Source organism: Candidatus Magnetominusculus dajiuhuensis, from assembly GCF_046044395.1.
Classification (GTDB): Bacteria; Nitrospirota; Thermodesulfovibrionia; order Thermodesulfovibrionales; family Magnetobacteriaceae; genus Magnetominusculus; species Magnetominusculus dajiuhuensis.
Map to the genome: position 1 here is coordinate 1 of NZ_JBJUSG010000084.1, position 17,126 is coordinate 17,126.

The 17,126-nt window shown below is 47.3% G+C and carries 18 protein-coding genes; 6 read left to right on the forward strand and 12 right to left on the reverse strand.

Annotated elements, in window-relative coordinates:
- Window positions 1–148: 148 nt before the first annotated feature.
- The 3 genes from AB7D94_RS11660 to AB7D94_RS11670 are packed head-to-tail and all read right to left on the reverse strand — an operon-like array spanning window position 149 to window position 3,280.
- The gene (locus tag AB7D94_RS11660) at window positions 149–976 is read right to left on the reverse strand and encodes a metal ABC transporter permease (RefSeq protein WP_420266056.1); all 828 of its coding nucleotides are present in this window, start codon (window positions 974–976) and stop codon (window positions 149–151) included.
- Window positions 977–986: 10 nt separating this feature from the next.
- Complete coding sequence (locus AB7D94_RS11665) at window positions 987–1,871, reverse strand: metal ABC transporter substrate-binding protein (RefSeq protein WP_420266057.1); 885 nt, start codon at window positions 1,869–1,871, stop codon at window positions 987–989.
- 11 nt (window positions 1,872–1,882) lie between these two features.
- A complete protein-coding gene (locus AB7D94_RS11670; RefSeq protein ID WP_420266058.1) occupies window positions 1,883–3,280 on the reverse strand; it encodes a hypothetical protein in 1,398 nt (465 codons plus the stop codon).
- A gap of 524 nt (window positions 3,281–3,804) precedes the next feature.
- Between AB7D94_RS11670 and AB7D94_RS11675 the strand changes: the two genes are divergently transcribed.
- Both AB7D94_RS11675 and AB7D94_RS11680 read left to right on the forward strand, forming a co-directional pair.
- Window positions 3,805–3,948, forward strand: coding sequence for a hypothetical protein (locus tag AB7D94_RS11675; protein WP_420266059.1), 144 nt, complete (start codon window positions 3,805–3,807; stop codon window positions 3,946–3,948).
- Between the two features lie 90 nt (window positions 3,949–4,038).
- Window positions 4,039–5,142 carry a glycosyltransferase family 4 protein gene (locus tag AB7D94_RS11680; protein ID WP_420266060.1) on the forward strand — a complete coding sequence of 368 codons (1,104 nt, stop codon included), beginning with the start codon at window positions 4,039–4,041 and terminating at the stop codon, window positions 5,140–5,142.
- A 318-nt stretch (window positions 5,143–5,460) separates the two neighbouring features.
- Here the strand turns inward: AB7D94_RS11680 and AB7D94_RS11685 are convergent, their stop codons facing one another.
- From AB7D94_RS11685 to AB7D94_RS11710, 6 genes are all read right to left on the reverse strand, one after another.
- The gene (locus AB7D94_RS11685) at window positions 5,461–6,282 is read right to left on the reverse strand and encodes a hypothetical protein (protein WP_420266061.1); all 822 of its coding nucleotides are present in this window, start codon (window positions 6,280–6,282) and stop codon (window positions 5,461–5,463) included.
- Complete coding sequence (locus AB7D94_RS11690; protein WP_420266062.1) at window positions 6,269–6,547, reverse strand: hypothetical protein; 279 nt, start codon at window positions 6,545–6,547, stop codon at window positions 6,269–6,271. Before AB7D94_RS11690 ends, AB7D94_RS11685 begins: the two co-directional genes overlap by 14 nt.
- 119 nt (window positions 6,548–6,666) lie before the next feature.
- A complete protein-coding gene (aspS, locus tag AB7D94_RS11695) occupies window positions 6,667–8,457 on the reverse strand; it encodes an aspartate--tRNA ligase (RefSeq protein ID WP_420266063.1) in 1,791 nt (596 codons plus the stop codon).
- A complete protein-coding gene (locus AB7D94_RS11700; protein ID WP_420266064.1) occupies window positions 8,447–9,205 on the reverse strand; it encodes a pseudouridine synthase in 759 nt (252 codons plus the stop codon). Before AB7D94_RS11700 ends, aspS begins: the two co-directional genes overlap by 11 nt.
- A gap of 63 nt (window positions 9,206–9,268) precedes the next feature.
- On the reverse strand, window positions 9,269–9,538 hold the full coding sequence (locus AB7D94_RS11705; RefSeq protein WP_420266065.1) for a type II toxin-antitoxin system RelE family toxin: 270 nt from the start codon (window positions 9,536–9,538) through the stop codon (window positions 9,269–9,271).
- Complete coding sequence (locus AB7D94_RS11710; protein WP_420266066.1) at window positions 9,528–9,707, reverse strand: hypothetical protein; 180 nt, start codon at window positions 9,705–9,707, stop codon at window positions 9,528–9,530. Before AB7D94_RS11710 ends, AB7D94_RS11705 begins: the two co-directional genes overlap by 11 nt.
- 159 nt (window positions 9,708–9,866) lie before the next feature.
- Between AB7D94_RS11710 and AB7D94_RS11715 the strand changes: the two genes are divergently transcribed.
- On the forward strand, window positions 9,867–10,595 hold the full coding sequence (locus AB7D94_RS11715) for an RNA methyltransferase (protein WP_420266067.1): 729 nt from the start codon (window positions 9,867–9,869) through the stop codon (window positions 10,593–10,595).
- Entirely contained in the window at window positions 10,592–11,479 is an 888-nt protein-coding gene (locus AB7D94_RS11720; RefSeq protein WP_420266068.1) for a L,D-transpeptidase family protein, read from the forward strand. Before AB7D94_RS11715 ends, AB7D94_RS11720 begins: the two co-directional genes overlap by 4 nt.
- A gap of 11 nt (window positions 11,480–11,490) precedes the next feature.
- On the opposite strand, the gene AB7D94_RS11725 is transcribed toward AB7D94_RS11720, so the two are convergent.
- The 3 genes from AB7D94_RS11725 to AB7D94_RS11735 form a co-directional block, all read right to left on the reverse strand.
- Window positions 11,491–11,901 (reverse strand): hypothetical protein, encoded by a 411-nt coding sequence (locus AB7D94_RS11725; protein ID WP_420266069.1) that lies wholly within the window; start codon window positions 11,899–11,901, stop codon window positions 11,491–11,493.
- A gap of 213 nt (window positions 11,902–12,114) precedes the next feature.
- Window positions 12,115–15,054: an InlB B-repeat-containing protein gene (locus AB7D94_RS11730; RefSeq protein WP_420266070.1), complete on the reverse strand. Its 2,940-nt coding sequence runs from the start codon at window positions 15,052–15,054 to the stop codon at window positions 12,115–12,117.
- Between the two features lie 67 nt (window positions 15,055–15,121).
- Window positions 15,122–15,739, reverse strand: coding sequence for a hypothetical protein (locus tag AB7D94_RS11735; protein WP_420266071.1), 618 nt, complete (start codon window positions 15,737–15,739; stop codon window positions 15,122–15,124).
- 502 nt (window positions 15,740–16,241) lie between these two features.
- Between AB7D94_RS11735 and AB7D94_RS11740 the strand changes: the two genes are divergently transcribed.
- Window positions 16,242–16,400 (forward strand): hypothetical protein, encoded by a 159-nt coding sequence (locus AB7D94_RS11740; RefSeq protein WP_420266072.1) that lies wholly within the window; start codon window positions 16,242–16,244, stop codon window positions 16,398–16,400.
- A gap of 114 nt (window positions 16,401–16,514) precedes the next feature.
- The gene (locus tag AB7D94_RS11745) at window positions 16,515–16,985 is read left to right on the forward strand and encodes a hypothetical protein (protein ID WP_420266073.1); all 471 of its coding nucleotides are present in this window, start codon (window positions 16,515–16,517) and stop codon (window positions 16,983–16,985) included.
- Window positions 16,986–17,126: the final 141 nt, after the last annotated feature.

The following is a 17,126-nucleotide window of genomic DNA, read 5'->3' on the forward strand; positions in this document are numbered from 1 at the left end:
GGGAGGTGTGTGCCCTAGCTCCATAGGATTTTCACGGTAAAGCAGGAATCCAGTCGTTAAGAAAACGGTGTAAGGACTGGATTCCAGCTCGTAGGCTGGAATGACAGACTTGAAAAAATATAGTTACTTTTATGAACGCAACTTGGTATTAGTTGTCATCTGCATTAATGCCGCTCCGTTTATAAGTGTCTCGTAGTATTTTAAATCCAAGAATCGTGAAGAACATGACGCCCAGAGAAGCCACTATCAGGGGGGCGGTAGGGATGTCGAAATGATACGAAGCGGCTATGCACAAAATACTTACGCAAACGCCAATTGCCCATCCACCTATCAATATTTTAGTGGGATTTTTCGTAAACAGTTTCCCTATCAGGGCAGGTATTACCAGAAACGAAAAAACTTGTAAAACTCCAGCCATACTGACAGAACTGGTCAGGACAAGGGCAAAACTAAGAAAGAAGAGAAATTCCCACAAAACCCCTCCTTTCCCTTCGTAGGAAAGCGCAAAGAACCTCTTCCTGAAGATAAAGTGAAACAGCCCGATTACCCCATAAAGAACAGCCGTTTTAACGAGTTCCCCTTTCGTTACCCACAGGATGTTTCCATTGAGAATGGCCTCAAACTCTTCAAGGCCGTGCGGCGTCCTGTCGAGTATCATTAGGCTTGCAGCAAGGGAAAATACGTACATTACCCCTATAAATGCCTCTATGTTGACATGGCGGGAGATCCTCTTTGAGATGGAAAGAATCAACGCCCCAATGAACGCAAATACGACTGCGTAGAAATCATGGGAGTGCGGGGCATCATGCCCCCCCATGAGAAACGAAACAGCTATGCCAAGCGCTATGAATTGCGCCATTGAGAGATCAACAAAAATAATGCCCCTTTCCAGTACGTGTACCCCAAAATAGGCATGAATTCCTATTAACAGCACACAGGCAATAAAGGGGTACACCAGAAGAGACAGAATTTCCATTGTTATCTCCTTATTTTATCAACGATATGACTTTGTCCATAAATGAAAACCAGTCCTGTCCATCTTCTATGTCGGAAGGAATGTTAACCCATGCCACACCTGTTTTGTCTGCGATAAACGGGACTTCCTTCTGAGGATAGATAGCCGAGCTGACAATTTTATCTGGTTTTTCCCTCTTCATAGCCTCGATTAAGCGTTCGATTCCCTTTGAAGAGGGTGGAATGCCGGGTTTATCCTCTACGTATCCCGCTATTGTGCAGTTGAAGTCGGCACAAATGTAGTCGTACAACGCGTGATAGAAGATAAACTTCTTATTCTGTAACTGTCCGCTGGTCCATTCCTTCATCTTTTCGTTAAATTTCTTTTTGAAAGACTCAAGGTTAGCCCTGTAGGTAGTCTCGTTGGCAGGGTCAATTTGCGATAGTCTTTCGGTTATCCCGCCTGCCACTTTGATAATGTTTTTGGGCGAGTAGTGATAGTGTGGATTACCGAGCGGGTGAACATCGCCCATGCTTCTGTCAGGTGAGTCAACCTTTCCTATTGGCAAAACAAACCCTGAGCAGTCGAGGTTGCCCGGCTTGCCTGTTTGGAGCTTTGGATTTCTTGACGACTCCAATATGACGGGCAGGTAGCCGATTTCCAGATCAAGGCCGTTGTATATTATCAAATCTGCCTTTCTTGCCGCGAGTATCATGCTTGGTTTTGCCGCAAGATAGTGGGGGTCCTGATTTGGTTTTGCCAGTGTGGTTATGTCGGCGTTATTCCCGGCGATTTGCCTTGTTATGCTTCCAATCCATGGAAGGGTTGCCACGATGTTTAACTTCGCGTAGGCGCTGCCCGAAAATACGGCGAGAAACACCGCGCACAGTATCATAGTCTTCATTTGTCCTTTCATTGCTGACCTCCTTAAAATGTGTGTGCCCCGTGTGCGCCAATTCCCAGTATAACCTGTAAAAGTATCTCGTGGTTCGTCCTTGGGTCAATGCCCGAATGGTCGTAGTTATATTGGAGACGAAGTCTGGAGAACTCCGTCGCGTCAACATAAAGAGCGGTTGATAATCTCCACGGGTTTTGGCCAAAGGATTGAGAAATGCCGTCCTGCTTATAGTCGTTGGCAAAGATGCCGAGTTTGTCGTATCTGAGCGCATACACCCACCTGCCAAACTGATATGCGCCTTGTACGTAAAACCCGTCCTGTCGTCTTTTCAGGGCGGACACAGTCGTTACCGATGAGTCATCCGTCTCAGTCAGGCTACCTCTTTGGTCTCTTAAAAGGTATTCGCTTTGTAACGTGAGTCCCTCATATTTCGAAGGTTTCCACTTATACGTAAACTCGAAGTCGTAAAGCGTAGAGTTTCCTTTGAAGGACGTGTTATTGGCAATGGAATCGGTGAGAGTTTTGCCCGTAATCACAGATGGGCCAAACAGTATAGTGGAAAAATCGTCCACGTCAACCGAGGCCTTCGCAAAGAGCGTCAGGGCGTGAGGGCCGGATTGGGCGTCTTTGCCTAAGAGTATCTCGTTTTCGCCCTGAAGGGCCTCTACTCCGAGGGTAAGGGGAAATGAAATTGCAGGCAGATATGTAACCTGTACACCTTTTTCGTCTATTCCCTCGTTCCCGATAAAGGCCTTGTAAACAAGAGGGGAATCGGCAAAATCCCATACGTGGCTGTGTTGAGGGTTAAGCCTGCCGAAGCCGCTTCTGAACTTGCCGCCTTTAATCTGCAATCCTTCAGGTAACGACGTGGTTGTAAAATACGCCTCTTCGATGGAAATACCGTTTTCCGTTACCGGAATTGTAGAATAGAGGTTAAAATAAGGATCAACCGGAGCAAAAATATAAATCTCAGCCGAGTCAAGGTTAAATCCCCTGGTACTTGCCATTGACTGCGTAAGATTTGAATTGTTGTAGTATCCCGGGATGCCTCTGCCGCCAAGTTCGGAGTTCGAAAGGTTCGACCAATATCCATACGTGTTCAGAACTACGGACAAGTTTGGATTAAGCAAGGAAGAGGCACCAAAGATTCCGCTTATCGCCGGGGGCTTTGATTGTTCCAGCGGCGGCTCCACACTTGCCGGTGCTGCCGCCTGTGGCGCTGCTGATTTTTCGGGTTCACTTGCCTGCAACTTGTTCAGGTCGTTTTTGAGCCCTTCTATCAACCGTTGCTGGTCTTCTATCACCTTTTGTTGCTGCTTTGAAACCTCTTCCAGCGCCTTCAAACGTTGCTCCAGGTCTGCGCCATAGGATTGAGATACGATCAGAAACAATACTGATAGTATTATGAATATTCTAAATGTTGCCATTTAACTGACCTCTTTAATACGAGTAAGGGTTAACATTATGTCCACACGCACGCCATGCCGACATTAAGCCGACTTCGGACGTATGGAACATTACCATTAACTAAATTTCTAAAGAGGGTAGGTTGAAGGGGGTGCCCTGCCCGAAAATGGATCTGTTGAGCAAGGCAAAACGTAGTGTACTTTATCGAAGCTTAAACGTAGGACTATATCATTGGCGAATGTGGGTATGGCGTTGTTATTGACATCGGCCAGGCCGCTCGTACTTGCGGCAACACAAAGAGGACAGTCATCATGGGAGCCGATGTCGTCGTGGGAATGGAATCCTACTAAAATGACCGCTGTAATATACAGGGCTAAAACGACAAATCTTAATATCGGCTTCTTACGGTGCATAATTTGTTTTAACATAATTATTTAGTTTATTTCAATAGGGTAGCATTCTCCTGTAGTAGCATTCTCCCAAGCTCCGATATAGGAATGTCCATAAATCGGAAATCCTTCGACAAGCTCAGGATGCTTAGATTATGGTAGTTGAACATCAGATTATAGTAGTTGAACAATTGAATCATCCTGAGCCTGTCGAAGGATGCTCCTGTTACTTCTTTGACCGCATTTCGGCATATGAGGACTTGATTCCTGCTTCCGCAGGAATGGCAAATCTAATTTGACTGCGACTTGATATGAGTAATGCGCCTATATTTGTGCATACCTTTATTTTACTGACATTTCATTTTAACTAAACCTTTTGATGTGTTATTGTGTCTAATACCGAGAATATGGAAAAGGTCATGCACATTCAGTTTTGGGGTGATGTGAACAGCATAATCAGGGGAAGTGTTGATCTCGACATTGTAACTATTTGTTATAATTTGAAAAAATTCTTACCTCTCGTGGCAAGCGCGGGTATCAAAGATGGGACGACAGCAAATAACGGAGTTACTTTCTATAATTTCAAAGAAGATTTGATAAAAAACCGTATTCTTAATAAAATATTGAACCTGAAAGCGTTTACGTTCAGTCATCTCATAGGTATCATAAAAGCAGAAAGACCTGAAATTTTACACTTCCACAACAGACATAACCTTGCTGACGCCATTGTCGGTAAATTGCCGTATAATCCCAAGATAGTTTGCCATTATCATAGGTATTTTTCGACAGTTCCTATGCCACGAACTTGTGATTTATTCCTGGCGGTAAGTAATTCAGTAAAAGATTCTATTGTGTGTAAGACTGGAACTACAAAGATTTTTAAGGCTATAGATAATCCTCTTTCCTATGAAGTCATCAAATTAGGAAAAGAGATATTAGGAAAAGAAAGAGAAGAAAAAGAAAATAAGGTTCCCCTTTTTATGTATCCGGGAGGATATCAGCAACATAAGGGATTTAACGACCTTATAAAAGCAGTGGAGATTCTGAACACGAAAGGGGTCAAGTTCAGACTTTATCTGGCTGGACCGAATTTGGAGGGTTATATCCCGCCATTTAACAATATAGAGAATTTGGGGTTGTTACCACCGGCGGATTATTTAAGGAAATTAGAAGAGTCGGTTGCTTTAGTACTACCTTCTTTGATGGAGCCTTTTGGTCTTGCCATAATAGAAGCGATGCATCTAAAGAAGCTTGTTATCGCAACATGTTCAGGCGGTTCAGGTGAATACTTAAATTCAGAAAACTCTATTGTTGTTAATCCAAACGATCCCGTCAACTTATCGATAGGACTCATGGAAGCGATCACTTGTGTAAAAGGGAAATCGAAAGAGAAACAGGAAAAAGGATTCAGAGTCAGCAAAAAATTCCTCCCAGAGACTGTGGTGACACAATTAGAAACCCTTTACACCCAGCTTATAAATAACACTATATAACATCTGGCATATATTAATCAGAGCATACTTGTAAAAACTCTGTCTCTGTAAAATTAGACAGAATAAACCCTCTTGTCTGATTTTCCCCCTATGACCGCCCATAAGTCCACATATTTCCTAAAGGTGGGTAAGGCCAAAATCAGACACAACGATGACACTATGTCCGTCACTCTGCCGCCGTTTTCTCATCGGGGATGGTCGAGCTGATATACAGCTCCCTGAGCTGTTTTTTGGTTTAACAGGGACACTTCCCGATTATTGACAGTAGATGCATGGCAGACTATACACAAAGAACTCTTCTGTCTGGTTTTACGCGGCTTATGGCTTTGGTTTTTTTGCATTGCTGTACAACATCGCGCTACCAATCTCGGATGATGACGGCCAGTAGCCTCGCCGCCACCCTTCGTGTTCCACATAACCTGTAAGATTATCGGGTTGCGGTTGCACTGGTGCATTGTCTTTAAGGAAAAACAAGCCCTCTTTACCACTTGGCATCGCGCGAATAAACTCTTCCGCCTCTTCAAGAGCTTTTCGTAAGTTTTGCGAAACGGCGGCGGCATCAACGGGTTGCAGCAAGTCCAGGTCAGCATAATCATCTTGCCGATAGCGGGCATTGCGGCGAATTTCCGTAATCAGGCTGTCCGGACAATAGCCCGGGTCTTTGGCAACCGCCGCCCATATCACAGCACCCAGCGGTATATGTCGCTCATGGATATAAAGAAGGTCGAGAACATCGCGCGGTTGCCGCCGTCCTGCCGCCGCTAACGCCTTGTTGGTGGCAAGGTCGGCAATATGCAGACGATACCCGAATAATTCGTCCTTGACTGTAGGAAAAAACCGAAAATCGCTATCGCGCACCCATTCAAGCTTTGTACTTTCGTCTCCATGATGCACAACTGCGGCATGAATACCCGGTTCGCGCCTAAGCCAATCAAACGTAAATCCATGTTCGGCCAGTAATGCCGTATCCGCATTTGACGCCTGTGCAACTCCTTCCTCACGGTCATGGAAAATATCAATGTCACCAGAAAAACGTGGGCTGTCCTGATTAAGTGCGCTGCTGCCCGCGACATAGCTTTCTGGATTCCGGTGTGCTGCCAGAAGACGCAGGATTTCAGTTTGCAATTTAGATAGCGGCACGACACGCCTCTTCAATCTGAACAGCCAGTGGCAGCGTTTTCATACTACCTTCACGCCGTAGGTTATCAGCGATAACAAGAGCCTGTGCAATTGTCGGATGTTCGCAGGGCTTGCGGTTCCATAGCGAACGGGCGCCAAAATCTTTGAACGCCTGACGATAAAGCAATACAACCCCCTCCGGTGCCTCAACACCAGCGCCAAGCTCCTTCAGTTCATCAAGGCTAAGATTGTCTGTCCGCATCTTTAAATAGTTAAATATGGACACATCCCATTTAACTGGAAGCCAATGGGTACGGGATTATATTTATTGAGATTATAACATATATGACATTACAAATCCATTACACACTTGTAAACCCGGACACAACGATGACACCACATCTGTTAGTCTGCCGCCGTTTTCTCATCGGGGACGGTCGAGCTGATATATAGCTCCCTGAGCTGCTTTTTGTCAACATGAGACGGCGCGCCACTCAGAGGACAGGCCGCCCTCTGCGTCTTAGGAAAGGCAATCACGTCCCGTATAGACTGCGCCCCGGTCATGAGCATTACGAGCCGGTCAAGCCCTATCGCAAGCCCCCCGTGGGGCGGCGCACCGTACTTCAGGGCATCAATCAGAAAGCCAAACCGCTCCTCGGCCTCGGCCTCCGCCATCCCTATCAGCTTAAATATCTCTTTTTGCAGCTCAGGGCGATGAATACGAATACTCCCCCCGCCTATCTCGCTGCCATTGAGCACAATATCGTATGCCTTCGACTTCAGTCCCGACAAATCTATATCGCCGCCGTCCATTATTTTCTTTATGTCCTCGTCAGTGGGGGAGGTAAACGGGTGGTGGATTGCCTGAAATCTGGAGTCCTCCTCGTTCCACTCAAACAGGGGGAAGTCTGTTATCCAGACGAACTTATCCACTGCGGGAATGAGATTCTGTTTTTTTGCAATGTCAAGGCGCATTCGGCTTAATACGTCATTAACTACTCGTTCTTTGTCTGCCACAAATAGCATCATATCGCCGGAGGTGGCCTGAAGCCTGTCGGCCATTTGCCGCACCACATCCTCAGGAAAGAATTTTAATATAGGCGACTCAAACCCTTCCTTTACCTTTATCCATGCGAGACCCTTCGCCCCAAGTGACTGCGCCTCAGCCGTCAGCAGATCAGTTTCACGCCGTGAATAGCCCGCCATGCCCTTTCCAAGCAGGCCCTTAACCCGCCCGCCCGATGACAGCGCGTCAAGAAATACCTTAAATGAACTCAGGGACGCCAGGTCGGCCATGTCCTTAAGCTCAAGCTGAAACCTCATATCAGGTTTGTCGTTGCCGAAACGCTCCATCGCCTTGCTATACGAAAGCCTCTCAAATGGAGTGGACAGCGCCTCGCCTCTGATCTCATTAAATACCTTCTTTATAAGGCCCTCGACCAGGGTTATTACGTCGTCAACTGCGACAAAGGACATCTCCATGTCTATTTGTGTAAATTCCGGCTGCCTGTCCGCCCGTAAATCCTCGTCGCGAAAACACCTTACTATTTGATAATACCTCTCCATGCCGGCTACCATCAGGAGCTGCTTAAAGAGCTGAGGCGACTGCGGAAGGGCATAAAAACACCCCGGCGACATACGTGCCGGCACGAGATAATCGCGTGCCCCCTCCGGCGTTGACTTCGTTAGTACGGGGGTTTCTATCTCCAGAAAACCCTTATCATTAAGATAGTCCCTGACGGCCTTGCACGTCTTATGGCGCATGACAATATTTTTCAACATCTCCGGCCTGCGAAGATCAAGATAACGATATTTTAAGCGATTGGACTCGGCAATCTCGACATCCTGGTCGAGCTGAAAGGGCAGAGGTTCAGACCTGTTTAATATCTCAAGCCCCGTTACATAGACCTCGACGCCGCCGGTTGGGATGTCGGGGTTTTCAGTGCCTTGGGGTCTTTCGCGCACATCGCCTTTGATGGTGATTACGTATTCGGCCCTCAGTTGGTGTGCTGTCTTGTGGATAGATGCTTCGCCGTAATCAGGGCTGAATACGAGCTGGGCCACACCCGTTCTGTCTCGCAAATCGCAAAATATCAGCCCACCGTGGTCACGGCTGCGAAACACCCACCCACTCATCACCACTTCTTTCCCCACATATGTTAAATCTATCTCACCGCAGCCTATATTACGGTACATGTTCCCTCCCGCTGTTTTTCACGCCAACCTCTTTGAATATTGAATATAACTCTTCCTGCGTCAGGTAAGCCCACTGGCCTGGTTTGAGGTTTCCCAGTGTTATTCCATTAATTGCAACCCGCTTCAGCTTTGCTACGGGGTGTTTTACATAAGTAAACATGCGGCGTATCTGGCGTTTTCTCCCTTCATATATGGTCATCTCAAGCCATGTGTTTGACACTGTGTCCTTACTTCTCATTCTCTTTATCCCGGCCGGTGCGGTTACGCCGTCTTCAAGCCTTACGCCTCGTCGCAGTTTATCCAGATCAACATCCGAAATATCGCCTTTGACCTTGACCTGATACGTCTTAGGTATTTTTTTCGCGGGATGGAGGATGTGATAGGCCAAATCACCATCGTTTGTCAGGAGCAACAACCCCTCAGTATGATAGTCAAGCCTGCCCACGGGATAGGCACGATGCCCTGCGCCCGCAAAATAATCTGCCACGGTTGGCCGGCCTTCGGGGTCTGTCATCGTGGTTACGACCTCGTCTGGTTTGTTGAATTTGATATAGACGCGCCTCTGGCCTATTTTTGGATTCAGGAGTTTGCCGTCAACTTTTATATGGTCTTTTTCGACATCCGCCTTCATCCCGATAACGGCGGCCTTGCCGTTTACGGTAACGCGGCCCTCAAGGATCATCTCCTCGGCCTTACGCCTTGATGTAAGCCCCGAAGACGCAATTATTTTTTGTAATCTCTCTTCCATCTGGAACTCCGATAAACACTAAGATAAAATCTAAAAATAAAACAGGTACAATGACACGTGTTACTATTTCAATTCTGAATAAATATCCTTTCTGAATCCAACCCTTAATACAGTAATGATCCTATCTTCGGCATCAACCTCATATATAACCCTACACTTGCCAATGCGATATCTGTATAAACCCTCAAATGACCCTCTCAGTGGCTTACCGAGGGTTAAAGGGCTTTGAGAGAGATAACTTTCTACCTTGGCGATAACTGTTTCCGCATTCACCCTGCCTATTGCTACAAGCTCTTCGGCCGTTCCCTCGTCCCATAAAACCTTAAAAACCAAGCAATTCCCTTATTTCCTGCGACGTGTAGTTTTTCCGTCCCCCGGCCCTGGACCTTTCAAGGGCGACTGCATAATCCTCAATGTCAAATAAAAAATCATCAAGCCTTTCATCGAACTTTTTATCAATAAGCTCTTCCAATTGTTCGACGGTCATGTCTTTAAGCAACACATCACCCTCCGCAACACATCACCCGCCACCCAAACACTCGCAACCTCAACACGCCTACTATAACATATCTTTACCTGGTTTTTGTCAACTTGTTTTCTCCCAACCCATTTTATTTTAATCGGACACTAATGTTATATTAATGCGAAGTGTAGACACGGTATGTCTAAAAGCAATGTTTACTACATATTGGTTGAGCCAAAAGAAGGCGGCAACATCGGGGCGGCGGCAAGGGCGATAAAGAATATGGGCTTTAGCAATCTCGTCCTTGTCAGGCCGTGTGACTACCTGACTGATGAGAGCTATCGCTTTGCACACGGGGCGCGGGATGTGCTGCAGGGGTGTGCCGTATATGATGACTTTAGAGACGCCCTGAGGGATAAATCCATCGTGATAGGCACGTCGCGGCGTTTTGGCAATACAAGGGGAATACGGCTGCCTGTGGCCGAAGGCGCTCAGTATGCCTTTGAGATGGCGGCGTCAAATAAAGTTGCCATTGTCTTCGGACGTGAGGACAACGGCCTGTTAAACGAGGAGATTGAGGCGTGCGGCCTGTTGTTGTACATACCGGCGTCTGAGGCGCAGCCCTCTCTTAATCTCGCACAGGCGGTGTTGGTGACGGCCTACGAAATCGCACGCCTGTATGATAAGGGTGGCAGCGGGGCATCGCACGAACTGGTCAATGGTGGCGGGTTAGAGCGCCTGTATGAGCGAATTGGCCGTTTGCTCCCGCTCCTGGGATACGGGTTTAGAGGTTCGGAGGACATCATTGGGGGGATTATGCGAAACATCAGGCACCTGGTCGGGCGTGTCGGCCTCACGCAGTGGGAACTAAACATGTTGTACGGCCTGTTGACGGCAGTACAGGAGAAGATCAAAGGAGAACTGTGAAAAACATAAGGATAGCATTATTAGTCTGCTTTTTATTAATCTGCACGGGGGTATTTGCTGAGGGTGCGGGCACTTATTCCGCAAACGACCCGGCAAGGACTGTGATAGGCGTGGTGCAGACTTACAAGATAACCGACAACGACACGCTTTTGGACGCGGCTCGCCTCTTCGGCATAGGATTCAATGCCATAACCGAGGCTAACCCTAAGGTTGACCCGTGGATACCTGAAGAGGGAATCACCATAACCGTTCCAACGCAGTGGATAGTCCCCGAGATTCTCGACGACGGCATACTGGTAAACCTTGCCGAGATGAGGTTGTATTATTTTTTCATGTTTGACGGGCACAGGTTCTTAAAGACATACCCCATTGGCATAGGCAGAGAAGGGTTTAATACGCCGGAAGGGGTTTTTCGCATAACAGGCAAGGTAGAAGATCCCGTATGGCGGCCAACGAAACGAATGAGAGAGGAAACCCCTGACCTTGACCCGCTCGTTCCGCCCGGTCCGGATAATCCGCTTGGAGATTACTGGCTTCAGCTTTCCATTCCAAGTTACGGGATTCACGGCACAAATAAACCATATAGCGTTGGCAGGAGGATAAGCTCGGGCTGCATCAGGCTCTATCCTGAGGACATTGAGGAACTCTTTGAGTATGCAAGGGTCAGGACCCCCGTGAAGATAATAAATGAACCCATAAAGGCGGCAATACATGAAGACGCGGTTTATATCGAAATACACCCTAATGGATTGAGCGGTGAGGAACTGGCGGCCAAGGCCCTTAAACAACTAAGCGGGAAAGACCTGTTCAGGTATGTCAACCAACAACTGCTTAAGTCAGCGATTGACAACCCAACAGGCCTTCCCACCAAAATCTCCAGATAAGAGACGTCCTTTTACTCGGTCTTCTTCTCTTCGGCCTTCTTCTCAGCTTTCTCGGCCTTCTTCTCGGCTTTCTTCTCGGCCTTCTTGGACTTCATATGCTTGTGGTGATGGTGATGGCGCTCGTGGCCGCTCGTCTTTTCTAATGACTTGTCGAACGACTTTGAACATACTGCTGCTGCTCTTTCCGCTTTTTTAGCGGCTTCTTCTGCCCTGTCAGCGGCTGAACTTGCCTTAGCGGCTGAGTCTGCTGCCTTCATAGCTGAGTCATGTGCGCTTGACGCGGCCTTCTCACACGACATTTTTGCGTCCTCGGCTGCCTTTAACGAGTTCTGCAAGAGCGCCTTATCCTCCTGCTTCAACTCGGCGGTGCACCCAAACGCAACCAGCGATAGGGCCAGAAACAATACGGCAAATACCCTCATGTCTAAACCTCCTGTAGTGTTTGTAATATTCCGTTTTGATAAAACGGTTTCCTCTATGCCCATCCTGACTCTCTCATTCAAATACCTATACATTCTCATGCTTCCAGTACTATATTATAATAGACTCACGCAAATCAAGTTATTTCTTATCAATTGTCTCTTGTTTTTTTAGGGGAGGAGCATTTCACTCCTCCCCTAAAACATAGTGGGGTATTACTTAGGCGCTACGATTTCCCAGTTCGTATCTGAAAGCGTGGGAAGTGTTACCATATCTATTACATAGGTTCCGTTCATCAACCATATAATGTTTTGGCCGGAGGTCTTGTGCCGCCATATTATGTCTGTCATACCGTCGCCGTTGAAGTCTCCCGTGCCCACTATGGCCCAGTCGGTGTCTGCCAGCGTCGGAAGGTACTCCGCGTTGGTCATGCTCTCTCCACTCATGTGCCACAGGGCGTTATAACCGTAGAGTGAGTGGCGCCAGAGGATTTCGGTATTGCCGTCGCCGTAAAAATCCCCTGTGCCGACTATCGTCCAGTTAGGGTCGCTCATTGCCGGCAGCAAAACCATCGAGGTTACTGTCGAGTTCTTTATTTTCCATTTGGCGTTATATCCGGCAGTGTTGTTTCTCCAATAGACGAGCGTGTTGTTGTCGCTGTCCATATCACCGGCCGACACTATTGTCCAGTTCACATCTGCAACGCTACCCAGCGTAGAGGCGCCGCTTAATACTGAACCGTTGTACTGCCATGTAACCGTGTTACCGGTCATTTGATTTTGCCAGAGGATCCCTGTTTTGTTGTCCTGGTTGAAGTGCCCGGCTCCGGCAATCGTCCATGATGGGTCGCTGACGGTATCAAGTAGTTTAGTGTCTTTCAAGGTCGTGCCGTTCATCAGCCAAACCGCGTCATACCCATAGACCTTGTTTCTCCACAGGATGTCGGTGTTGCCGTCGCCGTCGAAGTCGAATTTGCTTTGCCTGAGTTTTTTGCCACCGTCGAACTTGACGGTAACGGTACTGTCGGTGCTCATCGAAAGGCCGCACATAGTGTTAATGACCGAATCGCATCCAGACCATGCGTTAAATGTCGAGCCTGAGCTTGGCGTTGCCGTCAGAGTTATCTGCGAGCTGGAGCTATAGCTTGAGGTGCCGGTGTTGCCGGTCCATGTGATGGTGCCTGCTGATGCGGTAACTGTGCCTGAGCCGGTACCGGATTTTACTATCGTCAGGGTATGTGTGGTTGTGTTGTTGTCTGAACTAAACGTGGCGGTTACGAATTTTGAGGATGACATTAACACATAACATCCGTTTCCACTTGTCGTATCGCAGCCCGTCCAGCCCGCGAATGTCGAACCCGAAGCTGCCTTGGCCGTTAGAGATACTCCCGTTGCTGAGAGGTATGACCCGGTACCCGTATTGCCATTGCCGTTCCACGTTATATTGTCCGGGTTGGCTGTAACGGTTCCAGAACCAGAGCCTGCCTTCGTAACGGTAAGCGTGTTAATGACCTGAGCATCCTGGGTTACTGTAAATGTCTGTCCAACGATAGACATTGTCCCCGTGCGGGATGTCGTGCCGGTATTTGCCGAGACTGAGTAAGTTACCGTATTGTTGCCGGTAAACGATGTGGGCGATGTTATCGTTATCCAGCTTACGTTAGCTACCGCTGACCACGAACAAAGGATATTCGAAGCCGTAACGCCTACACTTCCATTGCCGCCGGTATACGTATAACTCGCGCTTGAAGACGCCAGCGCGTATGTTGATGGACACACACCTGTAAATGTAGCGGCTACCGCCTTAGTCCCCGTCATAGAAACGGTGCAATAATTCCCGCCGCTTGAATCGCAGCCAGACCAGCCATTGGTAAAATACGAACCTGAATCTGGTGTTGCCGTAAGCACTACCGATGTGCCTGAGGTAAACGAATACGAACACGTCGAGCCGCAGCTTATTCCCGTGGGATTACTGGTTATTGTCCCTGTTGCTGTGCTTGAGACTTTTGATACGGACAAAGTATATGTCCCAACACTAAACGAAGCCGTAACGCTCTTAGCCGTCGACATAAGGGTGGTACATACATTGTTATTTGTACCGCTTGTGGAATCACAACCCGACCAACTCGTAAACTGCGAACCGGAATCTGGAGTTGCCGTGAGATTGACGACAGTGTTTGTGGCATACGACGCCGTGCCGCTAGTGCCGCTCCATGATAACGTCCCATAATCGGCGGTTACAGTGCCGGAACCCGTGCCGGATTTCGTGACGGTAAGGGTATATGATGGAGTTAAGGTAAATGTAGCCGTTACACTTTTAGCCGATGACATTGAAACGGTGCATTGGCTGCCGCTTGTGGAATCACAGCCTGACCAGCTTGTAAATGTTGAGCCGGAGGCCGCCGTTGCCGCAAGCACTACCGATGTGCCTGATGTGTATGACGCCGTCCCTGTGCTCCCGCTCCATGTGATTGTCCCCGAATCGGCGGTTACAGTGCCTGAACCTGTGCCGGATTTCGTGACGGTAAGGGTATATGATGGAGTTAAGGTAAATGTAGCCGTTACACTTTTAGCCGATGACATTGAAACGGTGCATTGGCTGCCGCTTGTGGAATCACAGCCTGACCAGCTTGTAAATGTTGAGCCGGAGGCCGCCGTTGCCGCAAGCACTACCGATGTGCCTGATGTGTATGACGCCGTCCCTGTGCTCCCGCTCCATGTGATTGTCCCCGAATCGGCGGTTACAGTGCCGGAACCCGTGCCGGATTTCGTGACGGTAAGGGTATATGATGGAGTTAAGGTAAATGTAGCCGTTACACTTTTAGCCGATGACATTGAAACGGTGCATTGGCTGCCGCTTGTGGAATCACAGCCTGACCAGCTTGTAAATGTTGAGCCGGAGGCCGCCGTTGCCGCAAGCACTACCGATGTGCCTGATGTGTATGACGCCGTCCCTGTGCTCCCGCTCCATGTGATTGTCCCCGAATCGGCGGTTACAGTGCCTGAGCCTGTGCCGGATTTTGTGACGCTTAAAGTATAACTGGTAGCGCCGTCCCAAACGTCAGAATCCCACACGAGTGAGTCCCAGTTACCGCTTGCTGCCCAGACAAAAGAGGGCGCAAATGTGAACATAAACAAGAATATCCACATTTTCATTTGAGTTCCTCTGCTTTTGTACCCTCGTTCCGAATGTGAATAGTGCTGCAGTGCTTTCATCATGGAATTATCTCCGCCCAACTGATAGTGGAAGTGTAAACGATAGTGATGGGATGCCTGTTACGGATGTGTCGTTGGGCAGTGCCGGTAAGGCTATTACTGTATGAGAACCATTACTACAGCCATTGAAATAATCACTACTATAAGTTATCGTGGCAGGTAATACATTCTTCGCTGCATAATAAAGATGCCCGGAACCGTCCGATACTACCGTACCGCTAAAATTAGACCCATCAATATAGGCCGTTCCAGTACAATTGTCTGAAGAAAAATATATATATTGTGAACGAACCTGACCCCTATTACCAGGGGGATCCATGACAAGTTCAAATAGATATCCGTTGGAATTTAAGACCATCGCCATCGCGTCGCTACTTCCTACAAATGACCCAACCTCATTCCCATTACCATCCTTAAGGACAATATTCCCATAATTTACATAAGCAAAATTGGCGTTAACTTCGCTTGATTTTGCGGTTTGGCCTGATGAGAACGTATATGGCGGGTTGGCGTATGCTGTTGAAGTTAAAATAACGAAATACAGGATTATTATAGTGGTAGTATTACAGCGCTGTTTAAATGAACCTGATACGAACAACTTAATAAACTCAGAGATACTTTTCATGGTATGTCCCCCGTATATACGTATTATAGGCTGAAACAGCCTTTTTGTAAGCAACACTATTTATCAATACTAAATATGAAGTGCCCATGCACTCATTGAATAATTAGTGCTTTATTAAAGCAGAAGTAATAATATAATGTCAATGGTTTATTCTTATAAAATAATACGTTACGATGTTACATAAATGTAACAAAAATGCAACAAAAACGTTACCTAAAGTAAACGTTTGCTGTAAGCGGTATTATTGCGAGGCATTAGTTAACTTCTTATAATATATGGAGAATATCGCATATCAACTATTGGCTGTCGGTTGAAAAGTTATTGGTGCCTGAAAGGGACTTTTTATTGAATGGCGCTATTGAATGGCGCTAATGAAAGACTGGATTGTCGCTCGGAGGCGGGAATGACAGAGGGTGGGGTTGGCAGGGCATTTGACTTTCGGGCAGCATTATATTTATAATAAACACTACGTTACCAGAAATTCATAGAGAGAGGTGCTGACATGGCCAGACCGATAAAAGAAACACCGACCTTGACAGGGAAAGACGCAAAGCGTTTTTTAGAGAAGATGGCGCAGGTTGACAAGCGAAGGCTCTCAAAGGAAGAGTACGACAAGTTGATGGCAGATTATGAAGAAATTAAGAAGCTAACCATGTTTTGAGCGAATACCCCTACATCATAAGATTACCCGCCGATTATCTAACCGTTGTCAAAATCCAATTGACGGACGTACCTGCTTTATGATACAATCACTGTAAGCGAAGGAGAGAAATTCATGAATAAAGTGGTTCATGCGGCGATGTTAATATTGCTATTTTCCGCGGTATTCCCTTCGTGGGTATTCGCGCAAGGCTCGTCTTTCACCCAGCAAGACAGAGAAAGGCTAACCCGTCTTGAAGAAAGACTAATTCGCCTCGAAGACGGTTTAAAGGCTACCAACCAGCGCCTTGACGACGGTTTAAAGGCCACCAACCAGCGCATAGACGATTTAAATCTTAGAATGAACGATGGGTTTAACGCTATAAATCACCGATTGAACGACTTATTCGGTCTAATGTATGTACTGATAGGCGGGATGCTTACGTTAGTAGGTTTTGTCTTATGGGATAGGCGTACCACGATTGCACCGGTTGTTAGAAAAAACAGGGAACTTGAAGAGAGGGGAGAGAAAATCGAAAAGGCATTAAGGGAACTCGCCCTAAAAGACCCTAACGCAGCCGAGGCGCTAAAACACGTCGGCCTATAGTTTAGTATCTCACTCCGCTACAAATAATTGTCTCCACCCGGCTTGATGGATTAAGGGTAAATGCACGATTCCCCTGTGCGAAAGTTCGGTAAGCGTCAAGAAAACCCCATCTTTACAGTGGGGGTAGCAGATGTCATAATG